This is a genomic window from Chryseobacterium nakagawai, assembly GCF_900637665.1.
In the GTDB taxonomy this organism is placed as follows: domain Bacteria; phylum Bacteroidota; class Bacteroidia; order Flavobacteriales; family Weeksellaceae; genus Chryseobacterium; species Chryseobacterium nakagawai.
In genome coordinates, this window is sequence record NZ_LR134386.1 from 5,135,421 (window position 1) to 5,153,375 (window position 17,955).

At 35.9% G+C, this 17,955-nt stretch carries 35 protein-coding genes and 2 tRNA genes; 13 read left to right on the forward strand and 24 right to left on the reverse strand.

Features of this window, described 5'->3' with window-relative positions; all coding sequences use genetic code 11:
* Window positions 1-3 precede the first annotated feature (3 nt).
* From EL260_RS23175 to EL260_RS25750, 10 genes are all read left to right on the forward strand, one after another.
* Window positions 4-300 carry a hypothetical protein gene (locus EL260_RS23175; protein ID WP_123857839.1) on the forward strand — a complete coding sequence of 99 codons (297 nt, stop codon included), beginning with the start codon at window positions 4-6 and terminating at the stop codon, window positions 298-300.
* 39 nt (window positions 301-339) lie between these two features.
* Window positions 340-573, forward strand: coding sequence for a hypothetical protein (locus EL260_RS23180; protein ID WP_123857840.1), 234 nt, complete (start codon window positions 340-342; stop codon window positions 571-573).
* Entirely contained in the window at window positions 570-914 is a 345-nt protein-coding gene (locus EL260_RS23185; RefSeq protein WP_123857841.1) for a hypothetical protein, read from the forward strand. The genes EL260_RS23180 and EL260_RS23185 overlap by 4 nt, the downstream gene beginning before the upstream one ends.
* The gene (locus EL260_RS23190) at window positions 911-1,387 is read left to right on the forward strand and encodes a hypothetical protein (protein ID WP_123857842.1); all 477 of its coding nucleotides are present in this window, start codon (window positions 911-913) and stop codon (window positions 1,385-1,387) included. Before EL260_RS23185 ends, EL260_RS23190 begins: the two co-directional genes overlap by 4 nt.
* 2 nt (window positions 1,388-1,389) lie before the next feature.
* Window positions 1,390-1,626 (forward strand): hypothetical protein, encoded by a 237-nt coding sequence (locus tag EL260_RS23195; RefSeq protein WP_123857843.1) that lies wholly within the window; start codon window positions 1,390-1,392, stop codon window positions 1,624-1,626.
* Window positions 1,627-1,675: 49 nt separating this feature from the next.
* Window positions 1,676-1,900, forward strand: coding sequence for a hypothetical protein (locus EL260_RS23200; RefSeq protein WP_123857844.1), 225 nt, complete (start codon window positions 1,676-1,678; stop codon window positions 1,898-1,900).
* A 21-nt stretch (window positions 1,901-1,921) separates the two neighbouring features.
* Window positions 1,922-2,131: a hypothetical protein gene (locus EL260_RS23205; protein WP_123857845.1), complete on the forward strand. Its 210-nt coding sequence runs from the start codon at window positions 1,922-1,924 to the stop codon at window positions 2,129-2,131.
* A gap of 234 nt (window positions 2,132-2,365) precedes the next feature.
* Complete coding sequence (locus EL260_RS23210; protein ID WP_123857846.1) at window positions 2,366-2,656, forward strand: hypothetical protein; 291 nt, start codon at window positions 2,366-2,368, stop codon at window positions 2,654-2,656.
* A gap of 90 nt (window positions 2,657-2,746) precedes the next feature.
* Window positions 2,747-2,956 carry a hypothetical protein gene (locus EL260_RS23215; protein ID WP_123857847.1) on the forward strand — a complete coding sequence of 70 codons (210 nt, stop codon included), beginning with the start codon at window positions 2,747-2,749 and terminating at the stop codon, window positions 2,954-2,956.
* A 6-nt stretch (window positions 2,957-2,962) separates the two neighbouring features.
* Complete coding sequence (locus EL260_RS25750) at window positions 2,963-3,115, forward strand: hypothetical protein (protein WP_164466568.1); 153 nt, start codon at window positions 2,963-2,965, stop codon at window positions 3,113-3,115.
* 22 nt (window positions 3,116-3,137) lie between these two features.
* Here the strand turns inward: EL260_RS25750 and EL260_RS23220 are convergent, their stop codons facing one another.
* Window positions 3,138-3,383 carry a hypothetical protein gene (locus EL260_RS23220; RefSeq protein WP_123857848.1) on the reverse strand — a complete coding sequence of 82 codons (246 nt, stop codon included), beginning with the start codon at window positions 3,381-3,383 and terminating at the stop codon, window positions 3,138-3,140.
* A gap of 209 nt (window positions 3,384-3,592) precedes the next feature.
* Between EL260_RS23220 and EL260_RS23225 the strand changes: the two genes are divergently transcribed.
* Entirely contained in the window at window positions 3,593-3,808 is a 216-nt protein-coding gene (locus EL260_RS23225; RefSeq protein ID WP_123857849.1) for a hypothetical protein, read from the forward strand.
* Between the two features lie 97 nt (window positions 3,809-3,905).
* Here EL260_RS23225 and EL260_RS23230 read toward each other — a convergent pair whose 3' ends face one another.
* Window positions 3,906-4,958, reverse strand: a complete 1,053-nt coding sequence (locus tag EL260_RS23230) for a structural protein (protein WP_123857850.1) — start codon at window positions 4,956-4,958, stop codon at window positions 3,906-3,908.
* A gap of 165 nt (window positions 4,959-5,123) precedes the next feature.
* Between EL260_RS23230 and EL260_RS23235 the strand changes: the two genes are divergently transcribed.
* Window positions 5,124-5,456, forward strand: coding sequence for a hypothetical protein (locus tag EL260_RS23235; protein ID WP_123857851.1), 333 nt, complete (start codon window positions 5,124-5,126; stop codon window positions 5,454-5,456).
* A 6-nt stretch (window positions 5,457-5,462) separates the two neighbouring features.
* The gene (locus EL260_RS23240; RefSeq protein WP_123857852.1) at window positions 5,463-5,786 is read left to right on the forward strand and encodes a hypothetical protein; all 324 of its coding nucleotides are present in this window, start codon (window positions 5,463-5,465) and stop codon (window positions 5,784-5,786) included.
* A gap of 34 nt (window positions 5,787-5,820) precedes the next feature.
* Here EL260_RS23240 and EL260_RS23245 read toward each other — a convergent pair whose 3' ends face one another.
* The 22 genes from EL260_RS23245 to EL260_RS23340 form a co-directional block, all read right to left on the reverse strand.
* Window positions 5,821-6,033 (reverse strand): hypothetical protein, encoded by a 213-nt coding sequence (locus tag EL260_RS23245; protein WP_123857853.1) that lies wholly within the window; start codon window positions 6,031-6,033, stop codon window positions 5,821-5,823.
* Window positions 6,034-6,035: 2 nt separating this feature from the next.
* Window positions 6,036-7,448, reverse strand: a complete 1,413-nt coding sequence (locus EL260_RS23250) for a phage portal protein (RefSeq protein WP_123857854.1) — start codon at window positions 7,446-7,448, stop codon at window positions 6,036-6,038.
* Window positions 7,445-7,690 (reverse strand): hypothetical protein, encoded by a 246-nt coding sequence (locus EL260_RS23255; protein WP_123857855.1) that lies wholly within the window; start codon window positions 7,688-7,690, stop codon window positions 7,445-7,447. Before EL260_RS23255 ends, EL260_RS23250 begins: the two co-directional genes overlap by 4 nt.
* A gap of 1 nt (window position 7,691) precedes the next feature.
* Entirely contained in the window at window positions 7,692-7,946 is a 255-nt protein-coding gene (locus EL260_RS23260) for a hypothetical protein (protein ID WP_123857856.1), read from the reverse strand.
* Window positions 7,947-7,963: 17 nt separating this feature from the next.
* Window positions 7,964-9,520: a hypothetical protein gene (locus EL260_RS23265; RefSeq protein ID WP_198418055.1), complete on the reverse strand. Its 1,557-nt coding sequence runs from the start codon at window positions 9,518-9,520 to the stop codon at window positions 7,964-7,966.
* Window positions 9,521-10,213 (reverse strand): hypothetical protein, encoded by a 693-nt coding sequence (locus EL260_RS23270; RefSeq protein ID WP_123857857.1) that lies wholly within the window; start codon window positions 10,211-10,213, stop codon window positions 9,521-9,523.
* Between the two features lie 4 nt (window positions 10,214-10,217).
* Entirely contained in the window at window positions 10,218-10,544 is a 327-nt protein-coding gene (locus EL260_RS23275) for a hypothetical protein (RefSeq protein WP_123857858.1), read from the reverse strand.
* 11 nt (window positions 10,545-10,555) lie between these two features.
* A complete protein-coding gene (locus tag EL260_RS23280) occupies window positions 10,556-10,792 on the reverse strand; it encodes a hypothetical protein (protein ID WP_123857859.1) in 237 nt (78 codons plus the stop codon).
* A 186-nt stretch (window positions 10,793-10,978) separates the two neighbouring features.
* Window positions 10,979-11,158: a hypothetical protein gene (locus tag EL260_RS23285; protein ID WP_123857860.1), complete on the reverse strand. Its 180-nt coding sequence runs from the start codon at window positions 11,156-11,158 to the stop codon at window positions 10,979-10,981.
* Window positions 11,139-11,729 carry a DNA-packaging protein gene (locus tag EL260_RS23290; RefSeq protein WP_123857861.1) on the reverse strand — a complete coding sequence of 197 codons (591 nt, stop codon included), beginning with the start codon at window positions 11,727-11,729 and terminating at the stop codon, window positions 11,139-11,141. The genes EL260_RS23285 and EL260_RS23290 overlap by 20 nt, the downstream gene beginning before the upstream one ends.
* Complete coding sequence (locus tag EL260_RS23295) at window positions 11,707-11,973, reverse strand: hypothetical protein (RefSeq protein ID WP_123857862.1); 267 nt, start codon at window positions 11,971-11,973, stop codon at window positions 11,707-11,709. Before EL260_RS23295 ends, EL260_RS23290 begins: the two co-directional genes overlap by 23 nt.
* 4 nt (window positions 11,974-11,977) lie before the next feature.
* Window positions 11,978-12,148, reverse strand: a complete 171-nt coding sequence (locus tag EL260_RS25755) for a hypothetical protein (protein ID WP_164466569.1) — start codon at window positions 12,146-12,148, stop codon at window positions 11,978-11,980.
* A 12-nt stretch (window positions 12,149-12,160) separates the two neighbouring features.
* Window positions 12,161-12,400, reverse strand: coding sequence for a hypothetical protein (locus tag EL260_RS23300; RefSeq protein ID WP_123857863.1), 240 nt, complete (start codon window positions 12,398-12,400; stop codon window positions 12,161-12,163).
* 258 nt (window positions 12,401-12,658) lie between these two features.
* Window positions 12,659-12,731, reverse strand: a tRNA-Glu gene (locus EL260_RS25380).
* Window positions 12,732-13,014: 283 nt separating this feature from the next.
* Window positions 13,015-13,090: transfer RNA gene (locus EL260_RS23305), tRNA-OTHER, on the reverse strand.
* A gap of 170 nt (window positions 13,091-13,260) precedes the next feature.
* Window positions 13,261-13,608 carry a helix-turn-helix domain-containing protein gene (locus tag EL260_RS23310; RefSeq protein WP_123857864.1) on the reverse strand — a complete coding sequence of 116 codons (348 nt, stop codon included), beginning with the start codon at window positions 13,606-13,608 and terminating at the stop codon, window positions 13,261-13,263.
* A 66-nt stretch (window positions 13,609-13,674) separates the two neighbouring features.
* The gene (locus tag EL260_RS23315) at window positions 13,675-13,944 is read right to left on the reverse strand and encodes a hypothetical protein (protein WP_123857865.1); all 270 of its coding nucleotides are present in this window, start codon (window positions 13,942-13,944) and stop codon (window positions 13,675-13,677) included.
* Window positions 13,945-13,946: 2 nt separating this feature from the next.
* Entirely contained in the window at window positions 13,947-14,390 is a 444-nt protein-coding gene (locus EL260_RS23320; protein ID WP_123857866.1) for a RusA family crossover junction endodeoxyribonuclease, read from the reverse strand.
* Between the two features lie 59 nt (window positions 14,391-14,449).
* The gene (locus EL260_RS23325) at window positions 14,450-14,926 is read right to left on the reverse strand and encodes a hypothetical protein (RefSeq protein WP_123857867.1); all 477 of its coding nucleotides are present in this window, start codon (window positions 14,924-14,926) and stop codon (window positions 14,450-14,452) included.
* Entirely contained in the window at window positions 14,853-15,992 is a 1,140-nt protein-coding gene (locus tag EL260_RS23330) for a P-loop NTPase family protein (protein ID WP_228445582.1), read from the reverse strand. The genes EL260_RS23325 and EL260_RS23330 overlap by 74 nt, the downstream gene beginning before the upstream one ends.
* Complete coding sequence (locus tag EL260_RS23335; RefSeq protein WP_123857868.1) at window positions 15,980-16,738, reverse strand: Lin1244/Lin1753 domain-containing protein; 759 nt, start codon at window positions 16,736-16,738, stop codon at window positions 15,980-15,982. Before EL260_RS23335 ends, EL260_RS23330 begins: the two co-directional genes overlap by 13 nt.
* An 8-nt stretch (window positions 16,739-16,746) precedes the next feature.
* The gene (locus tag EL260_RS23340; protein WP_123857869.1) at window positions 16,747-17,955 is read right to left on the reverse strand and encodes a DEAD/DEAH box helicase; all 1,209 of its coding nucleotides are present in this window, start codon (window positions 17,953-17,955) and stop codon (window positions 16,747-16,749) included.

A 17,955-nucleotide genomic window follows, 5' to 3' on the forward strand; every position in this document is an offset into this window, starting at 1 on the left:
GCAATGGAAAAATTTAAAACACTAAAAAGTAACGAGAAAGGATTAACATGGAAAGAATTAAAAGAAATTCTGAACACTAAAAATGATGAAGATCTTAACGTTCGTGCATTCTTTTGGAAAATTGATGATGAAAACGCTGAAATATCAGGTCATTCAATTCAGGAAGTTTTGGAAGCGGAAGAAGATCAAATCAATCCATCTGGTGAAGGAATTGAACCTGTAAGTACTTATGAAGGTGAAGATATTTCTGGCGAGCCTGTTATTTATAAAAAAGGCGCCTTACTTGGTCTTATTGATTAACCCCGTGCCATCTTAGGGTGGCACTTTAAAACAAGAATTATGGAATATCAAAAAATCAAAATTACATTTGGTATTCAGCCTAAACAGATTGAGAGAATTGAGGAGGTAATAAAGTATTGGGATAACACAAGAACTGAAGAAGATAAAGAAGTTTTAAAGGATGGTTGGATTCTTTATGATAGAAATATTTGGATTGACCTTGGAAAAGAATTCGGATGGGAGCCTTTAACACTTGCACTTTATTATTTTAAATACAAAAACAAGAACTCATGATAGCACTACAAGAACTGCGTTTAGGAAATAAAGTTTTACGCAACGGAATTGTTGTCAATGTAGATAACCAAACATTTTGGGATATTGAAAAATATCCGGACCAATACGAGCCCATAGAGCTAACAGAAGACTGGCTGCTGAAAATGGGGTTTGAGAAATTAGTCCATAAGTATTACAAATTAGGTGATTACAGTGTATCAATGCCTAAAGATGAGATAAGATTTATTATCTGTAATTACATGGAATCTCCTCCCTCTGTCAAAATTAAACACGTACACCAACTTCAAAACCTTTTTCACTCGCTTTGTGGGGAAGAACTAACAATAAAAGAACAATCATGAATAGTTTAGAATTGAATTTAAATAAAAGACTCTTTATTGTGGAGTCCAGCGAAATAAAATTGGGAAAGGAGGGAATAATTTACAAGGATAAAAATAGCCATGTATCAGATCTTATTGAAGGGCATTTCAAACTTATCTGCAAAGGCTCGGATCTTACTGAAGAGATCGCGAAGGGATTAGTTGAAGGCGAATTACAGACAGCTCATATGTTTGGTCAAGTTGTTTTTAAATTATACGATTATAAAGGAGTTGATATAAAAACATTTGGCTGGACTAATAATGCCTTACAATCCTTCATTTCCGCCATTGAGTCTAATGGATGGTATTGGGAAGAGAATCCATTTAAAAAAGAATTGGACAGATGCAATGAATATACTGATATGTTTACAATTGCTAAAAGAACTAGGAATTACGAAGAATCCGAATCCCGGACCTTCAACCCTGAGAAATGTATAATTTTTGAAATAGTGTAAAGATGAAAGTAATACACCATATGAGTATTAACCTTGAAGGAATACTCAGAAATTATAAAGGAAAGAAAATAAATATTTTCGACGATGAAAACGGTAAAACAATGGCTGATAAAGAAGTTCGAAAGATAATTGCTGAATTACAAGCAAAAGGGCATAAATTAATGTCATGTAGTCCTGATAAATGTATTGGCTTTGATCCATTCGGAGGCGGCTGTCCAGGACATGAGATTGAAGAGTAATTACGGAAACCCACAACATAAAACCAAACAACAAAAGTAAATTAGAAATATGAAACGATTGAGGATTAAGCAGCAAAACTTTATTATCCTGGCTATTATAGACGCTTTGAAAACAAGCGTTCTAGGCAAAGGTTTAAGGAAGCTTCATGATATTAAAATTGAACGTGGACACTATGACTCATGCATTCAATTCACGAGAAAAGATGGCAAATACATTAATCCTATTGATTTTTTTATGTTCGGACATCTCATAGGAAGAGACTATGATAAGTAGTATCTTTACTCCATGGAAAACATGGAAGAAATAGAAGCTAAAATTCTGATAAAATTAAGAGAAGATTATAAAAATTGCGGAGGAGCAAACGGCTCTGACATTAATGAGATTGACGAAATTATTAAGCTTTCAATTTCAGATAGAAATGAACTGCTTGCTAAAATGGTTAAAGAAAAGAAAATCACTTTCATAAATACCTTGAACGCCCGAAGAATTACTCTTCCAAAATAACATAAAGAAATAAATGAAAATAAAGTCCATATACCACGTTAGATTCTTTGATCCAATAAAAGATAAGACGGATTACTATTTCGGGACTATTTCGGCTATATATGAGCTTTTCACACCTCAACAGGTCGGATACTCCCAACAATATATTTATAAACACGCAATGAAGCTTGGAGACGAACTACGAACTAAGTATTGTGTAATTAAAAAAGTCGAATTATTAAGTAAAACTAAGTTATGAGTAATTTTAATTTCGAAAGAAACAAAGATTTTTTGAAAGCAGTAGAAATAATTGCTATTAAACACAATGTCTATTTATCTGAAATTCTAACAGTAGCTGAGAAAATAGAAAAAAAAGACAGAATGGACTACGATGACTTTCATCAACTACATAAAGTAATTGGTATCCCTTTTGGATTTTACGTTCCGCAGAATGAAATAGTTGAAGGATTGGTAACAAATGAGAAATTCTTAAGTACAATCATTGAAATTTCTAAAAATGACTATAGTTTTGCCAAATTAAAATAAATTAAAGGTCTAATTAAATATGTCCACGAACTGCAAAACCTTTTCTTCGCACTTAAAGGAAAAGAGCTAACTTTGAAATAATTGATTGTTATGAATTATGCAAGTATTTTTGAAACTATTACAGTATTTTTAGGCGCTGTTCTTCTTTTAGTAATTCCAATATTATTTTTACATAGAAAACACAAAAATTGTGGTGGATGGTCATTTCCTTCAGGTGTTGGAGGTAGTGAGTACACACAATACAAGTGTAAAAAATGTAAGGAAGTTTATTGGAGAAAAAATAAATTATCTTTGAAATAAAACAATATGACTAAGTTAAAGCATATTTCTGGAGTTACAGGAACTTATCTGAGAGAAATTCCCAGCCGTCAGTTTTTTCCGTGGGTAACGTGGGTTATTAAAACAGATGATGGACGTGAATATTTTGCTCCAAAAACTGAATTCTCCATTATACAATAAAGCCCCAATTAAGGGGCCGTTTTTATTTTTGTTTTGTTGCTTCTTTAATAATCTCCATTTTATCATCAGGTATATCTCCTGAAAAACTTCCTATCCCCTTTTCAAAATCAAGGGTTACTGTAATTTCTAATCCTTCCAGCTTGTCTTTAACCTTACTTAGATCTTCTTTTATTGATTTCTGAAAGGCGGTCTCATATCCGTCATATACCACTTTACTAGCTTGCGTATTAGTTGCAGGTTTATTTAGTGTTTTAAAAATTAAGTTCATAATTTATGGTAACATTTGAGTTACTTTCTCTAAAATACTAAAAATTATTGTTAAACTCTCATTAACGTAAATCTCAAACAATTAATGTTAAAAAAATTTATATTCATAAACACCACAAAGACGACTAAGTAATTTTGGATAAATAAATTTATACCCATAAAGACCATGACTTGGATAGGGTAATTTTGACAATAATTAATTTTAAAGAAATGAAAAAAGAAACCAAAACAAATTTAGATCTGTTTATCAGAAAGAACAACTTAACTAAAAAAAACAATCGAGTAATTAATCCTGAAAGCTTAATGAAAAAATTTCAATTAGCAACCAAGTTTACTATTAACAACTTACTATCTGGTGGCCTTACAAAAGAACAGATAAACGATCTAAATAAAGCCTATAAAGATATTTTGAATAATTATCTTTAAATCAAGCTAAGAATTTTCAAAACTCACTCCTGAATCTAATTTCAGGAGTGGTTTCAACAAATATAACAAAAAGCCTATTTAAAATAAGTATTGTTTATCATACATACTGTTCCAGAAGCTTCTTATTGTTATTGATAAAGTACGGCTTTGACTTCGATTTCTTTATTTTATTACTATTATCCACTAGCCAATTGACAAACACATCTGGAACCTCATCCACTTCATTAACGCTGCCTTTAGGCTCCTTCCCCTGCCAAATAAGATCATTATCTCTTTCCATCTCTTCCCACGTCTTTAGAATTGCAATCGTAGTGCATCGGCATTGCGGATGCCAACCGACAAATACAAAATCTTTAGGATAATTTCCCGCCATTGCCTCGCAAAATGGGCAATGATTTGGATTATTTGAAAGCTTAATCTGAATACCTACTACGAAATCAAACTGTTGATACTTCTCATGATTGGCCTGATGATAAGCCATATTATTAATGGTCCTTGTTAGCCTCTGAGCGTTTTTCGCTGACGATCGGTAAACGCCTTGCCCCGGATTAAAGGCTTTAGCAGCTTTCGAAAGCACAAGGTTCCCATGCTTATCACGTACTCTACGGAAAAGCCTGTCAGGATCATTCAGGTTTGACCTCAGCTCTCTGGCAAGTTTAGCAGCTGACTTTCCCTCGCCAATTCCGATATCCAAACCTAATTCTATTTCATTCCGGAACTGATCTGAAAGCTTCCACACACGATCAGATAAACCTACACCATTTTCTTTAAGCTTTTTAAATGCATTTAAAGCCTCTTTATTCGGATTTAGGTATTCTTGAACCTGCTCTTTTGAAAGATTCAGTTTTTGGGCTATTTTCGATACTAATTTAGCTTGCTTATCCTCAGCAGTAGACCAACTATTGTCAATCTGTGTGTAAAGCTCAGCAATAACGTTCTTTGTGAATTGTTCAAAAAGCTTGTTTGCTGATTTATTTAGGTCCGGATAGTCAGAGAATGAAAATAGTTTAGAAGTGTCAATACGACCTAATGTGATAAGCTTCACAACCTCCTCAATAAGCTTTCGATAAAGATTGTTAATTCTCCTTACGTTGTACTCACCCCGCTGAAAGTGTTTAGCGTCAAAATTATCGTCGTGCAGATCTGCCATGATATTGATTTAAAGAACTTCTAGTTCAAAGTTACAATAATCTAATTAAATACAATAGATTCCTCTAACTTATTTAGAATTGAAATAAATTGTAATAATATTATTACTTAAGTATTGTATATGTGTAATATTATTATTACATTTGTATAACAAAAACAAACAGTTATGACTTTCATTCACGACATTTACAATTACACTTTCGGTAACTCTTCTAATTTGTTGGGTAAGTCTTTTTACCATCGTCAAGGTAATAAGCTGGTAAGATTTGCTGATCATAACGCAAAACACTATAACATTGAAGAAAATAATGAAGGTATTGAAGAATTGCTTTTAGTTTATGTTAATGCGAATCTTTCTGAAAAAGAAATGCAAAACAATGTAGCTGAGTTAGAAGATGAATTAAATATTTCTGTAGATTATATTTATTTTGATGATGAAGATAAATACGCTAATGATATTAATTTCATTAAAGATAGAATAGAATTCTTTTTAAAATAATATATTATGATACATAAATTTTTAGAACTAGAAAAAGAAAAAGGTGTTATTGAAAAGCCAAATGACGCGACTTTCATTATTAAATGTCCTCAATGTAAAAAAGTTTTGGCATCAGCTCAATATTTCAGTTATTTACCTGATGTTCTGTGGTGTTGGGGAGAGGCCAACCATGACGACTGGCGAAAATATAAAAAAGAAAAGAATTTGACCAATGATGATATAGCTAAAATTATTGGCATTACCGCTGATAGTGTAAAGAATCAAACCCAGCAAAGCAAACCATTGCCAAAATGGGCTTTATCAATGCTTTTTGAGTATTGTAATAGATAGCATAAAATACCCCTGTTAATTCAGGGGTTTTATTTTACTTCATTTCTGCTACTTCCATGTAAAACCCGTCATTTATCTGAAGATTTACGTCTAACCAGGTTGCAATTTCCAGAAGCCCATTATAAAACCAATTTACCCCAGTAAGTTCTGGCATATAAGAATCTACGTCTTTAGCATAAATCTTCACGCAACCGTAAGTGTACCCAATATGAGTAAATCCTTTTTCTTTAGCTTTCTTCTTTGTCATAGTTATAAATCTGTTGGATTACCAAATACGTTTTCTGTCTTTTCAGCTTCCTGTTCTGCTTGAAGTACAATCCAATCCTCAGCCGGTGCGAGAGCAGACAATTCAGCCGAAAGCTGTTGAGAAATCAATGGCTTGTTACCGTTGGCTGTCATAAGAGTTTCTACCCACTCTTTCGTATCCTGAATCATGTAAGGCTTGATTACTGGTTCGAGCTCAAGTTTGTTGGAAGCTTCCAGAAGTGAAGTATTGAGAAGTTTACCTACATAAGCTTTCAAAATGTTGTATCTGCGAGTAAAATACTCTTCCCAGATCTCCGCTTTCTCTTGCACCTTCAAGTGAGCGTCCATGAATAGCATTTTAAGCATGATTCCAGACACTTGATTCAATCCTTTGACCTGACGGAAAAGATCGGGTGTTTTGGTGAATTTATGGATATTCTCAAGCCTTGTTTCAATCTCAAGCTTCACAGACTCCGGAGCTGCATCCCATGATAATACTTTCATATCAGACTCCGGCCCCCCTTGAATTGCCTTATTGGACTCACCGGCTTGCGGTAAACCTGTCACTTTCCCTTTGATGAATGTTGTCGGTGCTGCGTGGTAGTCGTTAATTTCAGCATGACGGGATAAAAGAAGCTCTAAACGCTCTATATCATACTTCACATCTTCATATTCCGTTTCCTCCTGAGTGCCATACACAACAGGGATTTTCTCTATAGGATTTTTCCCAGCTTCTTCAATTGGAACAATCTCCCACCCGTTTTCTCCTTTCATGAAACGCACAATCTCAGTATCCGTGAATGTTTCAAAGTACTCAATAGCCTTTTTTTCAGCATTTAGAAGCGTAAAACCACGTGAAAACGCCACCATATCATCATATTCGTTGAACATTGGATACAAAGTGTCATTTTTCCAAGGAATGAATAGCTTTAGCTTAATCCGGAAATTACAAGGAAAGCCATAATCCTCATGCGGTTCTGATTTCTGATAATACCAATACTCAGCAATTTCTGTAGACCTGTATAATTCCCTAGCGGCTTGTCTGTTCTTAATATCAGCCTTATTCTGTAATAATATCTTCTGGATAGCTTTTTCTACCGTTTCCTCTTGAGAACCTACCTCAGCATTGCTCTGAATTGTAACGGGATTACCAAAACCAAAAGACACGGCACTATTTACAATATACTTTTGCACTGGCATAGCTATTCGATTAACCATCTTCGTCTTTATGACTTTGCCCTCAGGATCTTTAATCTCTTTATTCGGAAGAAATGAGGTGTCAGTAATAGTTCGGTGTTCGGATACTTTCCAATCCTTTTTTAAGTCTTCCAGCTTTGGCTTGTCTCCCCTATCAACCATCAGTACTTTTATCTGATCTTCCGGTGTTGTTTTTAGTGTGATTTCTGCTATGTTCATAGTTGTATTTTAATAATAGAGAAAGTATTGAGTTCGTTTTCTTGACCAGGCTTTCCAAAACAAATTTTTGTTGGAGGTCCATAAATTTCACGCCTTAGTTTATTCAGCTCTTCAATCCATTCAGCAGGTACAGGATGTGAAGTACACATTTTTACCCTCAACTGAATAGCATTTGATAAATCTTCAATCCTTTTTTCTTTCCAAATTTTTTCAGGGATTACTCCCAATGACGGCTTTTCCATATTAACTATTCAATATTTCGTTGATCTCTTTTATTCGAATTTCAAGCGTTTTCTTTTCCTGATTAAGGCTTTCAGTAGCAATTGCTAGTTCAGACGTAATTTCTTTTACAGATATTTCATCAAGATAAATCTCATTTACCTTTTTAGGCTCGAAAAACTTTTTTATGTCTTCGATATTACCGGACACATAACCCAGGTGATTTGCTCCACCCATCCCATCATCAGTGCTTACTTTGTATACTTTTATTTCTGCCATTTTCAAACTGATTTTATTTACCAAAGGACCCCTTCTAAGGCTCCTGAAACAAATGGTGGTTCGTATGGATGGAATGTGTTTGCCAGTGCGTCAAATTCATCCGTAGAGCGTTTAATTCGTTTCTTTATATCTTCTTTCTTTTCAATTAATATTTTCCCGTTCGATTGGAAGAAGTATTTTATTGCTGTCGCTTCCTTCATAAATGTTGGTGAAGGCGGTAGCATTGCATTATGTTCGTTTTTAGGATCCAGCCACTCACGAACACACCAGAACAGATATGCACGCATGTTAACGAATGAATACTGCTCAGTGCTATCTTTAAGCTCATAACTTTCAAATTCTGGTTTTGCTGAATACTTACAGGAAATCACTCGATCCTCAAGACCAAGCTCAACCAAACGGGAGTAAACACCCGCTCCTTCACCTATTGTATCAATTGAGGCTACCGCCTTCGGGTTTGAGCGCAGGAGATTTGCTATTTTCCCAGCTTCTTCCATGTGATTAGCTTTCCCTGCTGAGTGTTTTATATCGAACTTATCCACATAGTTTCCATAGCGGTGACAGTCAACGGTATTGTCACGCCCCATACCGGCAATATCAGATCCTAATATCAGGTTATGATTCTTCTTGTGTGGTTTTACTGACTGTTGTTGATAGTCTAACCAGCGTTTGTTGGCAAGTTCTATCCACTGCTGAGGTATTAGCGCATCTTCAGACACTTTAGGGAACTTTCCAAGGATTTTAGCTCTACAAAGGTCATTCGGACGATACCATACACCCTCAAACTGAAAGTCATCCTCTTCAACAAGTACATCGTTCTCGGATATCACAGTACACCACGTTTGTAACTTATCATTGATCCACTCATAGTCAACCTGTCCGGGGATGATCATTTTCTTTTCTACAACGTTGACAGCATTTAGTGAATTCAGGCTAAAACATTTCCATCTTTTCTCTCGTTGCGATTCCGCTGCATATCCAGTAGACACATTCGGGTTGAATACGATCAGCATCCGAGAATTTCCCTGCAGGTTACCTTCTATAGCGTGAAATGTGCCCTCTGTAATACCGGTAGCCTCAGTCACAATGAACATGGTGTTAACTGCGTGGAATCCGGTCCAGGCTTCGGTCATGTTATCATCAGCTTTAAATCCAGTCAAAAACCATTCATCCCAATCTGTACGGATATCATTACCAACTAAACGCCCCGGGAGCTGTATCCCTTGACTTAAGGCGTTGTTGTAAAGTCGGGATATCTCTGGTTGCATGATGTTCTCTACCTGTCTACCCGTGGGAGCAGTCATTGCCACTTTAGTATTATGGATGAGGTTACCTTTAGACCATTTCGGAGTCAGATACATAAAGCACATGGCAGCAACAGCGGAAACAAAGTCTTTTCCGCGGGAAGTACCTGACATTACAGAAGTACGGGGGTTGTACTGTACAGAATCGATGATTGCCTGTTGTTCCCGGTCCAGGCGTGCCTTTAAAACGTCATAGGCGAACTTGTTCCAGTCCGCCCTCCACTCACCGAATTTGAGCATTGCCTTTTGTTGTACTGCCGTGTTTGACATTTAAGAAATAGGTTTTACGTCATTTTCAAACCACTCTAAATGCTTGGACGCATTCACCTTTACATCTCTTTTAAATCTTTCAGACAAGAACAATTCAAGATCTTTAATTCTACTGCCGTTTTTCCCGATTAATAGACCAATATTCCTGAGCACAATTGTAATTTCTGATTGTGATACAATTTGAATTGAAATAATATCCCAAAGCTTATGCTTTATTTTTCTATAATGAAAGTATTGATTTAAATACATGACAAGAACACGTTTAAATAATAGCGGTATTTCAACGTGTTTTAAATCAATAGCTCCTGATTCAGATATCATAATGACTGGATTAAATGGGGCATCGATTGCCTTCTTTAACAATCTTTCATACTGAGCAGCCCAAGTTTGAGATTGCTTTTCTTTTAGATTGTGGAACATCCCTCCTTTGTTTGTTAGATATTTAATAACCATCTTAAGATGAAAGAAGTTTATTTTTCCTTCTTTGACCATATCATTGACGATTTGAGGATTTTCAAAAGTCAATTCAGCAAAAGTATTGATGAAAGGAATTCCAGTTTCGGTTAGTTTACACAAGTCATCACCATTCATTCTGTCTTTTACTTTAATTTGGTCTACTATAAGCTTTAAACGCTCTACAGGCACAGATAAGCCTAATGCAATATTTTCCAGTCGTTTATCAAAGTTTTCCATAATTTTAGTATTCAGTAATGTTGAATTTCCTTTTAATGTATCTACGTATCCATCTTCTGGACTTGCCTAATGTTTCGTAGTAGGAAACGGTTCTTTTAACCTCAGCAAGCATTTCCTTAGATGGTGGTATTTTTACATCAGCCCAGTCGAACGTTTCAGATTCATTGATCATTTGCCCTGCCCTCAAAGACAGTATATCCTCTTCTGTCACAATACGTCCTAAGGTTTGAACAGAACTCAATCTGATTCTACTCAATAAAGATTCAGGATTTGCAAAATCTTCCTCGCTCCAATTCGCTGTTGAAAGAATGTTTAAATCGTTTGTTTGCATAATTATTTATTTTAGTCAATCGGTTTGATAAACTTTCCGCAATCACTTTCTACATGATCCAATAGATACATTCTTTGGTAAGTATCTTTATATCTTGGATTATCATTCCAATCGTTGTCAAACTGAGGAATTTCATTTTCAATAATCTGACCCCAATCTGTTGTTAACCAACCATCATTTGTAAAATGGTCTGCGAAAGCTTCAAATAAGTCTTTGCCCCATAACTTTTTTAATTCTTCTACTGTCATGAATATGTTATTTTTGATTTTTAAAGAAGTTTTCTATTTGCTCAAAGAACCAGCCCGTCATGTATGCTTGAGCCTCGTCATTTTCGATATCCAATTGCTGACCACGGTCTTTGAATAACTTATTAACAAGGTGTACACATTCATGAGCAATAACACTGTTTTTAGAGTGTCTTTTAAAGCAGACAATTATTTTGAATACCCATTGTGATTATCCTCAAAAACGAAAGCTTCATCACTCTTATCCGCTGGACGGGTCCATCCCAAACGGTGCTGATACATTTCATTTACGTTTTTCCACTCGTCTGGATCAAGAATGATTATGAAATCACCGAAGTAAATAGGTATTTTAATCGTCTTTTTCTTCATCGTCTGAGCTTTGCATTAGATAGTCTAAAAACGACACGGAGGCGCTGACTTCTTTCTTGTCGGCAAGGCCAAGGTCACGGGAAATAATGTTTGCGTTTAGCAGGTTTCCAGCAGCACCTTCGAACTTCTGATTGTAAATTACAGTCTCAATATTGGCAATGACCGTGAAAAAGTCTTTCTTATCTTCAGTGATAGTTGACTTAAATTTCCGGAAGTAAGACTCATCACAATTAAGGTAAAAACAAAGGGCTCTTAACGTCATAGCTCGCATGATCGGCACCTTTTCTGTTACGATTGCACCTTGGTGTTGGAATACCTTCGTTTCTTGTAGCGGATTATCTTCTACCCACTGGAAGTACTCACATGCAGCAGCCCACAATTCCTCGGGAGTTTCAAAAAGCTTTTCTCTTCCATGTTTTGACCTCATCTTCCAGAATTGATTTCCAAACATTTTATTAACTGGAATTTCCTCTGGCTTTTCCGGTAGAGGCTTAACGGTTTTAGCCACTCTTTTTTTCGGAGTGGCTGGCTTCTTTGTTGTTGAGGTTTTATTTGTGGGTTTCTTCTGCATCTATTTCTCCATTTCTTTTGAGTTCTTCAAAGTCTGCTTTCATAACAGGTTCAAGTTCATTCCAGCATTTGGGACAAAACCAATTTGAATCGTCATCTTGAAACATGCTTTTAATATCTGTTTCTTTTTCACAGCTTTCACATTTCTCAAAACAATCTTCTTCTTTCTTAGTAAGAAGATTGGGAGGGCAGATATCTATTGCAGCAAAACGTCCATACAATGCTATCTTAAAATCTTTTCCCATATATTTATTCTTTAGAATCGTGTTTTAATTGACAAGCATATGCTGAGTGCAGATCTATGCCACACCAATCAAGGTTTGCACCTGCCATTATACTGTTATGAACCCAGTAGTTCTCATGCCACATGGTATACCATCCTTTTGAAATTATGTAGTCTTTCTTTTCCTTGTCAGTCATAGGTGATGCATTTTATTCTGTAAATAACTCTGATCGATCTGCTGTAATGAATACAGGCTGTAATGGTTGGTTAAATGTTTTCAGAGAAAGGAAAAGACATTTGGTTTCAACTAGCATTTCTACTTCCTCATCTGACAGCTCCCAGCATGTGATCACATCACCTTGTTCATTTCTGTGTGCTGGTAATGGCAAGTATTCAGGCTGATCAGCTCCGAATAGTATATTTTGTTCTGGAAATTCTTTTGGCGTCATACTTTGTATTTTAAAATCAAACTCTCGCATTGATACTCGCTCGTGAGAAATTTATCCGCTTCAATTTTTACGAAGCCAACGGAGGCAATCTCTCTGTGTTTTTCCCAGCCTTCGAGTTGAGGCACAAGGGTTATGATAGACTTCAACAAACAGTGTGTACGTATTTTCTATTCGTGACTATTAAAAAACCCGACCAGCATTTTGCTAGCCGGGCTAAAAACTAATAACCATGAAAACTCAAATTAAACATGAGAATCGTAACATCTACGGGATTCGAACCCGTGTTAGCATCTTGAAAGAATGCTGTCCTAACCAATTAGACGAAGATGTCAAAAAAAGGACGGGCTTTCTCCTATATAAACTACAGCGTTTCGAACCACCTTGCTTATGCGTTACTTTCCTTTTCACCTCTCTGCAATTACCGTTTCGCCGTTGCTACCTTTGGGACATGCATATCAGGATTTTGTGGGTGGTAAGGATTCGAACCTATAAAGATTATTATTTCTCTTCCTACCGGAGCCACCCCGCTATGGCTATTCCCAATCTCTAAGCTTGTACAATTCTCCAGATGATCAGTCTGTTTTCAATTGGGAATAACGCTCTTTCAATGTTTGTGGAAAAGGATGGACTTGAACCACCGACCTTCAGCAACTAAATAGTTACTTGCTCTACCAGCTGAGCTACTTTCCCTTTAAAAACCGGTCCCTAAATATGGCGAAAGGACCGGAGCACCAAATATTTATATGAAAAAAAGTTTGCCTTAAATAAAAATAAAAGCACTTATGATCTTCTACGCTGATTGGGAATGCTTTTGAAAACGATTAATTGAAGAAAAATAATGCTCCCTTTCGTAAGTGCTTTTATTTTGATAATATTCTATTCCTAGTCTCTAGCTTATTGTAAACCTCATCAAGCTTTTTTAATCTCTCATAGCATGAGTTGTACTTTTTTATGAACCTTTCATTGAATTCAAGGTCCTTTATAGTATTGGAGAGATACAAGCTTATCATGGGTTGCTTTAACTTCAGATAAGCTGCTATTTCCCTTTGTGTTATTCCAAATCGTTTGTTGCAGATACATGTGAATATCATTCTTGCATAAACAAATTCTTGTTTTCTACACTGGGAAACTAATTCCGCCCCTGTTATTCCAACTTCGGTTGAGACTATTTTTTTAACTTTTTTAAGAACGCTGCTCTTGTCACTCATCAATCAATGACTTACATGACAAATATAGGAATTAATTTTTAAATTAGAGTCACATTGACTCTAATTTTATTCTTTTTTTTCTATTATTTCTAAAATTGTTTGAGCGGCTTCGATACAGGTCGGCTGTTCTTGCTCTTTAAACTCTAGATTTCCGGATATGGAAGAGGCTGTAAAGCTCTTGTCTTGGTGTATTGTAAGGGCATTCCAAGTCTTTTCCTCAATTTCTTTTTGGTAAACTGTAGCAAATGTTTTACCGGATCTTTCTCTGATTACTTCTTTTTCGTAGCCGTTATCCAGTAAAAACTGGTAAAAATTAAATTGTGTATTACTTTCCATGATTATAATTCTTCAAATTCGATTTCAATTCTTGGTACTGTGCCGTATATTTTGTCAACCTCTGAGAACTTACATACCTGAGAGTCGTTTAAGTAAACTATTCCTTGTAAAGCGTCAAACAGCGGCTTGTTGAGGTTATCAGTAAGGTCAGGCTTAGTTGTTTTGTAGAAAATTTTTCCCTCTTCTATTTCTTTGAGTTTCTTTTTGGAAAAACTACTCAGTGGAGGAAAAACGTATAAAAGCCTTTTAACATGAATTGCTCCCGTCATTGGAACGAATCCATTTGGCAGCTGTGACTTGACATCAAAAGCTATATTCCTTTCGTTCTGAACCACCTTATCAGGTTGATATGCTTTAGCGAATTGCTTACTACCAAAATTTTGAATCTTAAATCGTGTTGATTGCTTAGGTTGGGGTATACCCAATATTTTTAGAGCGATTTTCATTATAAGCTGATTTTAAATATGTTCGTGATTTATTTTCTCTATTCTGTTGGTAGAGGCTTTTAAAAGCTCCCATTGCTTCGGCTTTGTTTAAGTTGCTCAATTTCGGCTCGGAGCTTTGAGTTCTCGGCTCGTAGCTGGAAACATTCTCTACTTCTTCTGTTTTTAATTTCATAGATGTTCTCTAAGATTGATTTTATGTAAGTCATGTCTCGGCTAATGGTCTTAAGACCTTTGTACCATGACTTTTTTTGATTTTCAAACATAGCCAATACTTCTTTTTCGTTGGCCTCATTTGTTCCAAGTGAAAGATTTCCTCTAGCCTTTATCATTGCTTTTTGGTCACTCTTGTGTAGAATATCTTCTATTCCGGAAAATGCATTCATGATCTTTTCCGTCACAATTTGTTGAGTTTCCACATCATCCTGGGTGACAATATTTCGATCCCATTTTGCAAGCCATCCCTTAAAATGGGAAATCATCGTCATCGTCTCCGGTGTATACGGGCTGTGAGATTGGTTGTGTTGATCTTGTTTCATTTCCAAATGCTTCTTCTGGTGTAAATCTGAATTGATTAATGTTTACAGGTGTACTTACTGGGCTTCTATCATAGAATTTTGTGCAACTGGCGAAAGCAAATTTTGTCGTTTCATTTTCGATATAGTCTTCGTAATACCTTCTGCTTTTAAAATCGAAGTATATATCATACACTCCCCACTTTGCTATCCCTTCTGGTTTTACCTTAAGTATGTGAATGTTAGTCTGATTAGGTCTTATTACAATACTATCATTCTCATGTCCTTCAAGCCATTTTCCATTTTCATCAACATTCGGCTCTGGACGGTGAACAAGAATCTGCAGCATTGCTTTACGGTTGTTATTCTTTCCTCCGTAGAATTCATCAGCTAAAGCAAGATGCTTTTTTCTTTTACCGGTCTTTGGATCAAATGTCTTGTGTGTCTCTGCAACGTGGTTAACAATAATATCAAACCGGTTGTTCTCTTCTGCTTCCAGGTTAATTCGGTTTAAGCACCTCAGTACCTCATCTGCTTTAGGCTCAAAGTCATCAACGTCGTAGATGGGGTCAACAACAAGAGTGTCAAACTTAATCCCGTAATGCAGTTCCGCTTTTTCAAGTTGTTTGTAGATGTTGTCTAAAGTCTGATAACTAGTTTCTTTACGGTTTTGCTTGAAAATGTATATTTTATCCAGTAAGTAATGTTCTGCTTCATCTGCTTCAGCATCTGTCATTGCATAAGGATTTACACTCCCATCTGGACGGACTTTTGTGTACGGTTTCCCCTGATACATGTGGCAATAAATTGAAAATAACTTTTCCACATCTCCATCTTCAGTACAAAAAAGAGCAACTTTGTGATTATGCTTTTCAACTAATTGCATTACAAGCTCTTTTGTCACCTGTGACTTCCCATGGTTCGGCTCACCCCCTAACAACAAAGTGCACTTCCTTGATCCCATCAGATACTTACCTTTGTCAAACTGATTCCATGTGTGAAATCCAAAATGAATAGGAATTAATTCTCCGTTCTCTCGAATATGACGCATTTTTCTCTGCGTCTGTCCTAACAAGTCTACGAATGCCATGGTCCCGGAATATTTTGTTGTTCAATTTTGTTGTTTACCAGATTACTTCCTCCAAACTTTGGCTCATTTCTCTTCCACGTTCCTAGTCTGCCTTTAGCACTCCAGGTCTTTTCGAGTTGAAATCTCATTTTACCAGAAGCTGACGGCTCAGTCCAATAATCGAAAAAGTCTCTTACGGTATCCTTACCAAATTCTTTGACAAAGATTTTTAACGATTCATAGAATTCCTGTTTAGAAAATTGTTTAAAAGATTTAACAGGGGTTGAATCGCCGGAAGGCGAAAAAGGAATATCTATAACAGTATTACTTTCCTTTACTTTACTTTCCTTTACTTTCCTTTCCTTTAAAGCATTCCCTTCGTTTTGCGTTGGCAATGCGTTCGCATTTTTTTCGCTTTTATTCCATCTCATTTCTGCCGATTTTCGAGCTTTTTCAGACTTTTCATTTTTGAAGTTCATGTTCTCAACCATACGTTTAGAGAAGAATGATTTCTTATCGTCTGTAAATTCAAATAGGCCAAAATCTTCGATTACTGATTTTACTTTTTCAGAGCTTACACGAAAGTCAAAGGCTAAAATGTTATAATCTTTGACGCTCATATTATCTCTTTCATCGCGTAATCTTTCAAGAATCATAAAGTAAATGCCATATCCTTCAGCTCCTAGTTTCATTCGCACGGCGAGAAGTTTCTCATCATTACGAGCGTTACTGTCATGACTGAAATAGTATGAATCCTTTTTACTCATGTTTAGTTTTACTTTTGAAATGGTACATTCGTAAGCTGTCTGCCGTTGTTGGATATAAAAAACAATCCGTTTGGCGTCTGCTCTATTTTCATTGTTTCTATTTTGCCGAAAAAGTTGATATTCCCTCCAAGGTCAACTATCCAGGCATTTTCTTTTTTTTGTGAGATCCTCATTGCTCTTCCAACAATCTGGTAGTATAAGGCAAGTGACATAGTTGATCTGGCTATTAAAACGCATTCTAACTCCGGATAATCGAATCCCGTTGTGAGCACCCCCACATTAACTACACATCTTATCTTTCCAGATTTGAATTGAGTTAGAATCTTTTCCCTGTCTTCTTTCCTTGTTTGTCCAGTTAGAACTACAGATCCGGGAATTCTCTTTGACACAGTCTCAGCTTCTTCAATGAGAGAGCAGAAAATCAATAAGTTTTTTCTTTTTGCTAAAAGCCTCATAGAGTATTCAACTATCTTTGAAGGCATATCTATTACTTTGTAATACCGTCTTAAGGATTGCTCTGTAAAGTCAGTTCCAGTACTATTAACCTGAAGCATTGATCTATCAACAACATTGAAGGCGAAATACTCAAGTTTAGAGAGGTAACCATTATCAAACAATTCTGAATTCTGGACGTAATAAAGTACCTCATCAAATATTTTAGGTCTTGTTCTCGTCAAGAACTTAAGTTGTGCGCCAAAACTATCATTTGAAAGTCTGTAAGGCGTTGCTGTTAATCCAAGTACTTTAGCTTTTGGGAAAGCACTTATGAATTCCTCATACATTCCTCCTTTGGGGTTAACTGCATGGCATTCGTCAATTATAATATACTCAAGGCCCTGGAATAAATGTTTCTTATTGATAATACTTCCAATCGTACAGAATGTTATTGTATCAACTTTCTTTTGACCTGCTGATGCTGAGTAAATAGAAGCCCGATATCCACTACTGATGTACTTTGCAAAGTTCTGTTCCAGGATTTCCTTTGAAGGCTGTAAAATGATTGTTTTCCCTTCCAGGGGAGCAAGTATGTTTGCAATTACTACAGATTTACCTGCTCCGGTAGGAAGAATTAAGATTTTATTTTTATTTGAGTCGCTTTTAAAAAAGTCAACTCCAGAATCAACAGCTTCTTTTTGATAAGGTCTTAAGGTGAACTTTGGTTTGTCAATAGTAAATAGGTTGGGAGCATTTTCTTTTACGATTTCTGCTACTGCCAT

What these genes read in the sequence shown, in the direction of transcription:
- EL260_RS23315 (WP_123857865.1), bottom strand. Translation starts at nt 13,944, where the DNA reads ATGGAAAGTAATACACAATTTAATTTTTACCAGTTTTTACTGGATAAC.
- EL260_RS23250 (WP_123857854.1), bottom strand. Translation starts at nt 7,448, where the DNA reads ATGAACATAGCAGAAATCACACTAAAAACAACACCGGAAGATCAGATA.
- EL260_RS23335 (WP_123857868.1), bottom strand. Translation starts at nt 16,738, where the DNA reads ATGAGTAAAAAGGATTCATACTATTTCAGTCATGACAGTAACGCTCGT.
- EL260_RS23295 (WP_123857862.1), bottom strand. Translation starts at nt 11,973, where the DNA reads ATGGGAAAAGATTTTAAGATAGCATTGTATGGACGTTTTGCTGCAATA.
- EL260_RS23235 (WP_123857851.1), top strand. Translation starts at nt 5,124, where the DNA reads ATGACTTTCATTCACGACATTTACAATTACACTTTCGGTAACTCTTCT.
- EL260_RS23200 (WP_123857844.1), top strand. Translation starts at nt 1,676, where the DNA reads ATGAAACGATTGAGGATTAAGCAGCAAAACTTTATTATCCTGGCTATT.
- EL260_RS23265 (WP_198418055.1), bottom strand. Translation starts at nt 9,520, where the DNA reads ATGTCAAACACGGCAGTACAACAAAAGGCAATGCTCAAATTCGGTGAG.
- EL260_RS23285 (WP_123857860.1), bottom strand. Translation starts at nt 11,158, where the DNA reads ATGAAGAAAAAGACGATTAAAATACCTATTTACTTCGGTGATTTCATA.
- EL260_RS23325 (WP_123857867.1), bottom strand. Translation starts at nt 14,926, where the DNA reads ATGAAACAAGATCAACACAACCAATCTCACAGCCCGTATACACCGGAG.
- EL260_RS23180 (WP_123857840.1), top strand. Translation starts at nt 340, where the DNA reads ATGGAATATCAAAAAATCAAAATTACATTTGGTATTCAGCCTAAACAG.
- EL260_RS23300 (WP_123857863.1), bottom strand. Translation starts at nt 12,400, where the DNA reads ATGACGCCAAAAGAATTTCCAGAACAAAATATACTATTCGGAGCTGAT.
- EL260_RS23260 (WP_123857856.1), bottom strand. Translation starts at nt 7,946, where the DNA reads ATGGCAGAAATAAAAGTATACAAAGTAAGCACTGATGATGGGATGGGT.
- EL260_RS23220 (WP_123857848.1), bottom strand. Translation starts at nt 3,383, where the DNA reads ATGAACTTAATTTTTAAAACACTAAATAAACCTGCAACTAATACGCAA.
- EL260_RS23190 (WP_123857842.1), top strand. Translation starts at nt 911, where the DNA reads ATGAATAGTTTAGAATTGAATTTAAATAAAAGACTCTTTATTGTGGAG.
- EL260_RS23310 (WP_123857864.1), bottom strand. Translation starts at nt 13,608, where the DNA reads ATGAGTGACAAGAGCAGCGTTCTTAAAAAAGTTAAAAAAATAGTCTCA.
- EL260_RS23255 (WP_123857855.1), bottom strand. Translation starts at nt 7,690, where the DNA reads ATGGAAAAGCCGTCATTGGGAGTAATCCCTGAAAAAATTTGGAAAGAA.
- EL260_RS23185 (WP_123857841.1), top strand. Translation starts at nt 570, where the DNA reads ATGATAGCACTACAAGAACTGCGTTTAGGAAATAAAGTTTTACGCAAC.
- EL260_RS23240 (WP_123857852.1), top strand. Translation starts at nt 5,463, where the DNA reads ATGATACATAAATTTTTAGAACTAGAAAAAGAAAAAGGTGTTATTGAA.
- EL260_RS23290 (WP_123857861.1), bottom strand. Translation starts at nt 11,729, where the DNA reads ATGCAGAAGAAACCCACAAATAAAACCTCAACAACAAAGAAGCCAGCC.
- EL260_RS23275 (WP_123857858.1), bottom strand. Translation starts at nt 10,544, where the DNA reads ATGCAAACAAACGATTTAAACATTCTTTCAACAGCGAATTGGAGCGAG.
- EL260_RS23205 (WP_123857845.1), top strand. Translation starts at nt 1,922, where the DNA reads ATGGAAGAAATAGAAGCTAAAATTCTGATAAAATTAAGAGAAGATTAT.
- EL260_RS23215 (WP_123857847.1), top strand. Translation starts at nt 2,747, where the DNA reads ATGAATTATGCAAGTATTTTTGAAACTATTACAGTATTTTTAGGCGCT.
- EL260_RS23230 (WP_123857850.1), bottom strand. Translation starts at nt 4,958, where the DNA reads ATGGCAGATCTGCACGACGATAATTTTGACGCTAAACACTTTCAGCGG.
- EL260_RS23195 (WP_123857843.1), top strand. Translation starts at nt 1,390, where the DNA reads ATGAAAGTAATACACCATATGAGTATTAACCTTGAAGGAATACTCAGA.
- EL260_RS23320 (WP_123857866.1), bottom strand. Translation starts at nt 14,390, where the DNA reads ATGAAAATCGCTCTAAAAATATTGGGTATACCCCAACCTAAGCAATCA.
- EL260_RS25750 (WP_164466568.1), top strand. Translation starts at nt 2,963, where the DNA reads ATGACTAAGTTAAAGCATATTTCTGGAGTTACAGGAACTTATCTGAGA.
- EL260_RS23225 (WP_123857849.1), top strand. Translation starts at nt 3,593, where the DNA reads ATGAAAAAAGAAACCAAAACAAATTTAGATCTGTTTATCAGAAAGAAC.
- EL260_RS23340 (WP_123857869.1), bottom strand. Translation starts at nt 17,955, where the DNA reads ATGGCAGTAGCAGAAATCGTAAAAGAAAATGCTCCCAACCTATTTACT.
- EL260_RS23270 (WP_123857857.1), bottom strand. Translation starts at nt 10,213, where the DNA reads ATGGAAAACTTTGATAAACGACTGGAAAATATTGCATTAGGCTTATCT.
- EL260_RS23280 (WP_123857859.1), bottom strand. Translation starts at nt 10,792, where the DNA reads ATGACAGTAGAAGAATTAAAAAAGTTATGGGGCAAAGACTTATTTGAA.
- EL260_RS23330 (WP_228445582.1), bottom strand. Translation starts at nt 15,992, where the DNA reads ATGGCATTCGTAGACTTGTTAGGACAGACGCAGAGAAAAATGCGTCAT.
- EL260_RS23210 (WP_123857846.1), top strand. Translation starts at nt 2,366, where the DNA reads ATGAGTAATTTTAATTTCGAAAGAAACAAAGATTTTTTGAAAGCAGTA.
- EL260_RS25755 (WP_164466569.1), bottom strand. Translation starts at nt 12,148, where the DNA reads ATGACTGACAAGGAAAAGAAAGACTACATAATTTCAAAAGGATGGTAT.
- EL260_RS23245 (WP_123857853.1), bottom strand. Translation starts at nt 6,033, where the DNA reads ATGACAAAGAAGAAAGCTAAAGAAAAAGGATTTACTCATATTGGGTAC.
- EL260_RS23175 (WP_123857839.1), top strand. Translation starts at nt 4, where the DNA reads ATGGAAAAATTTAAAACACTAAAAAGTAACGAGAAAGGATTAACATGG.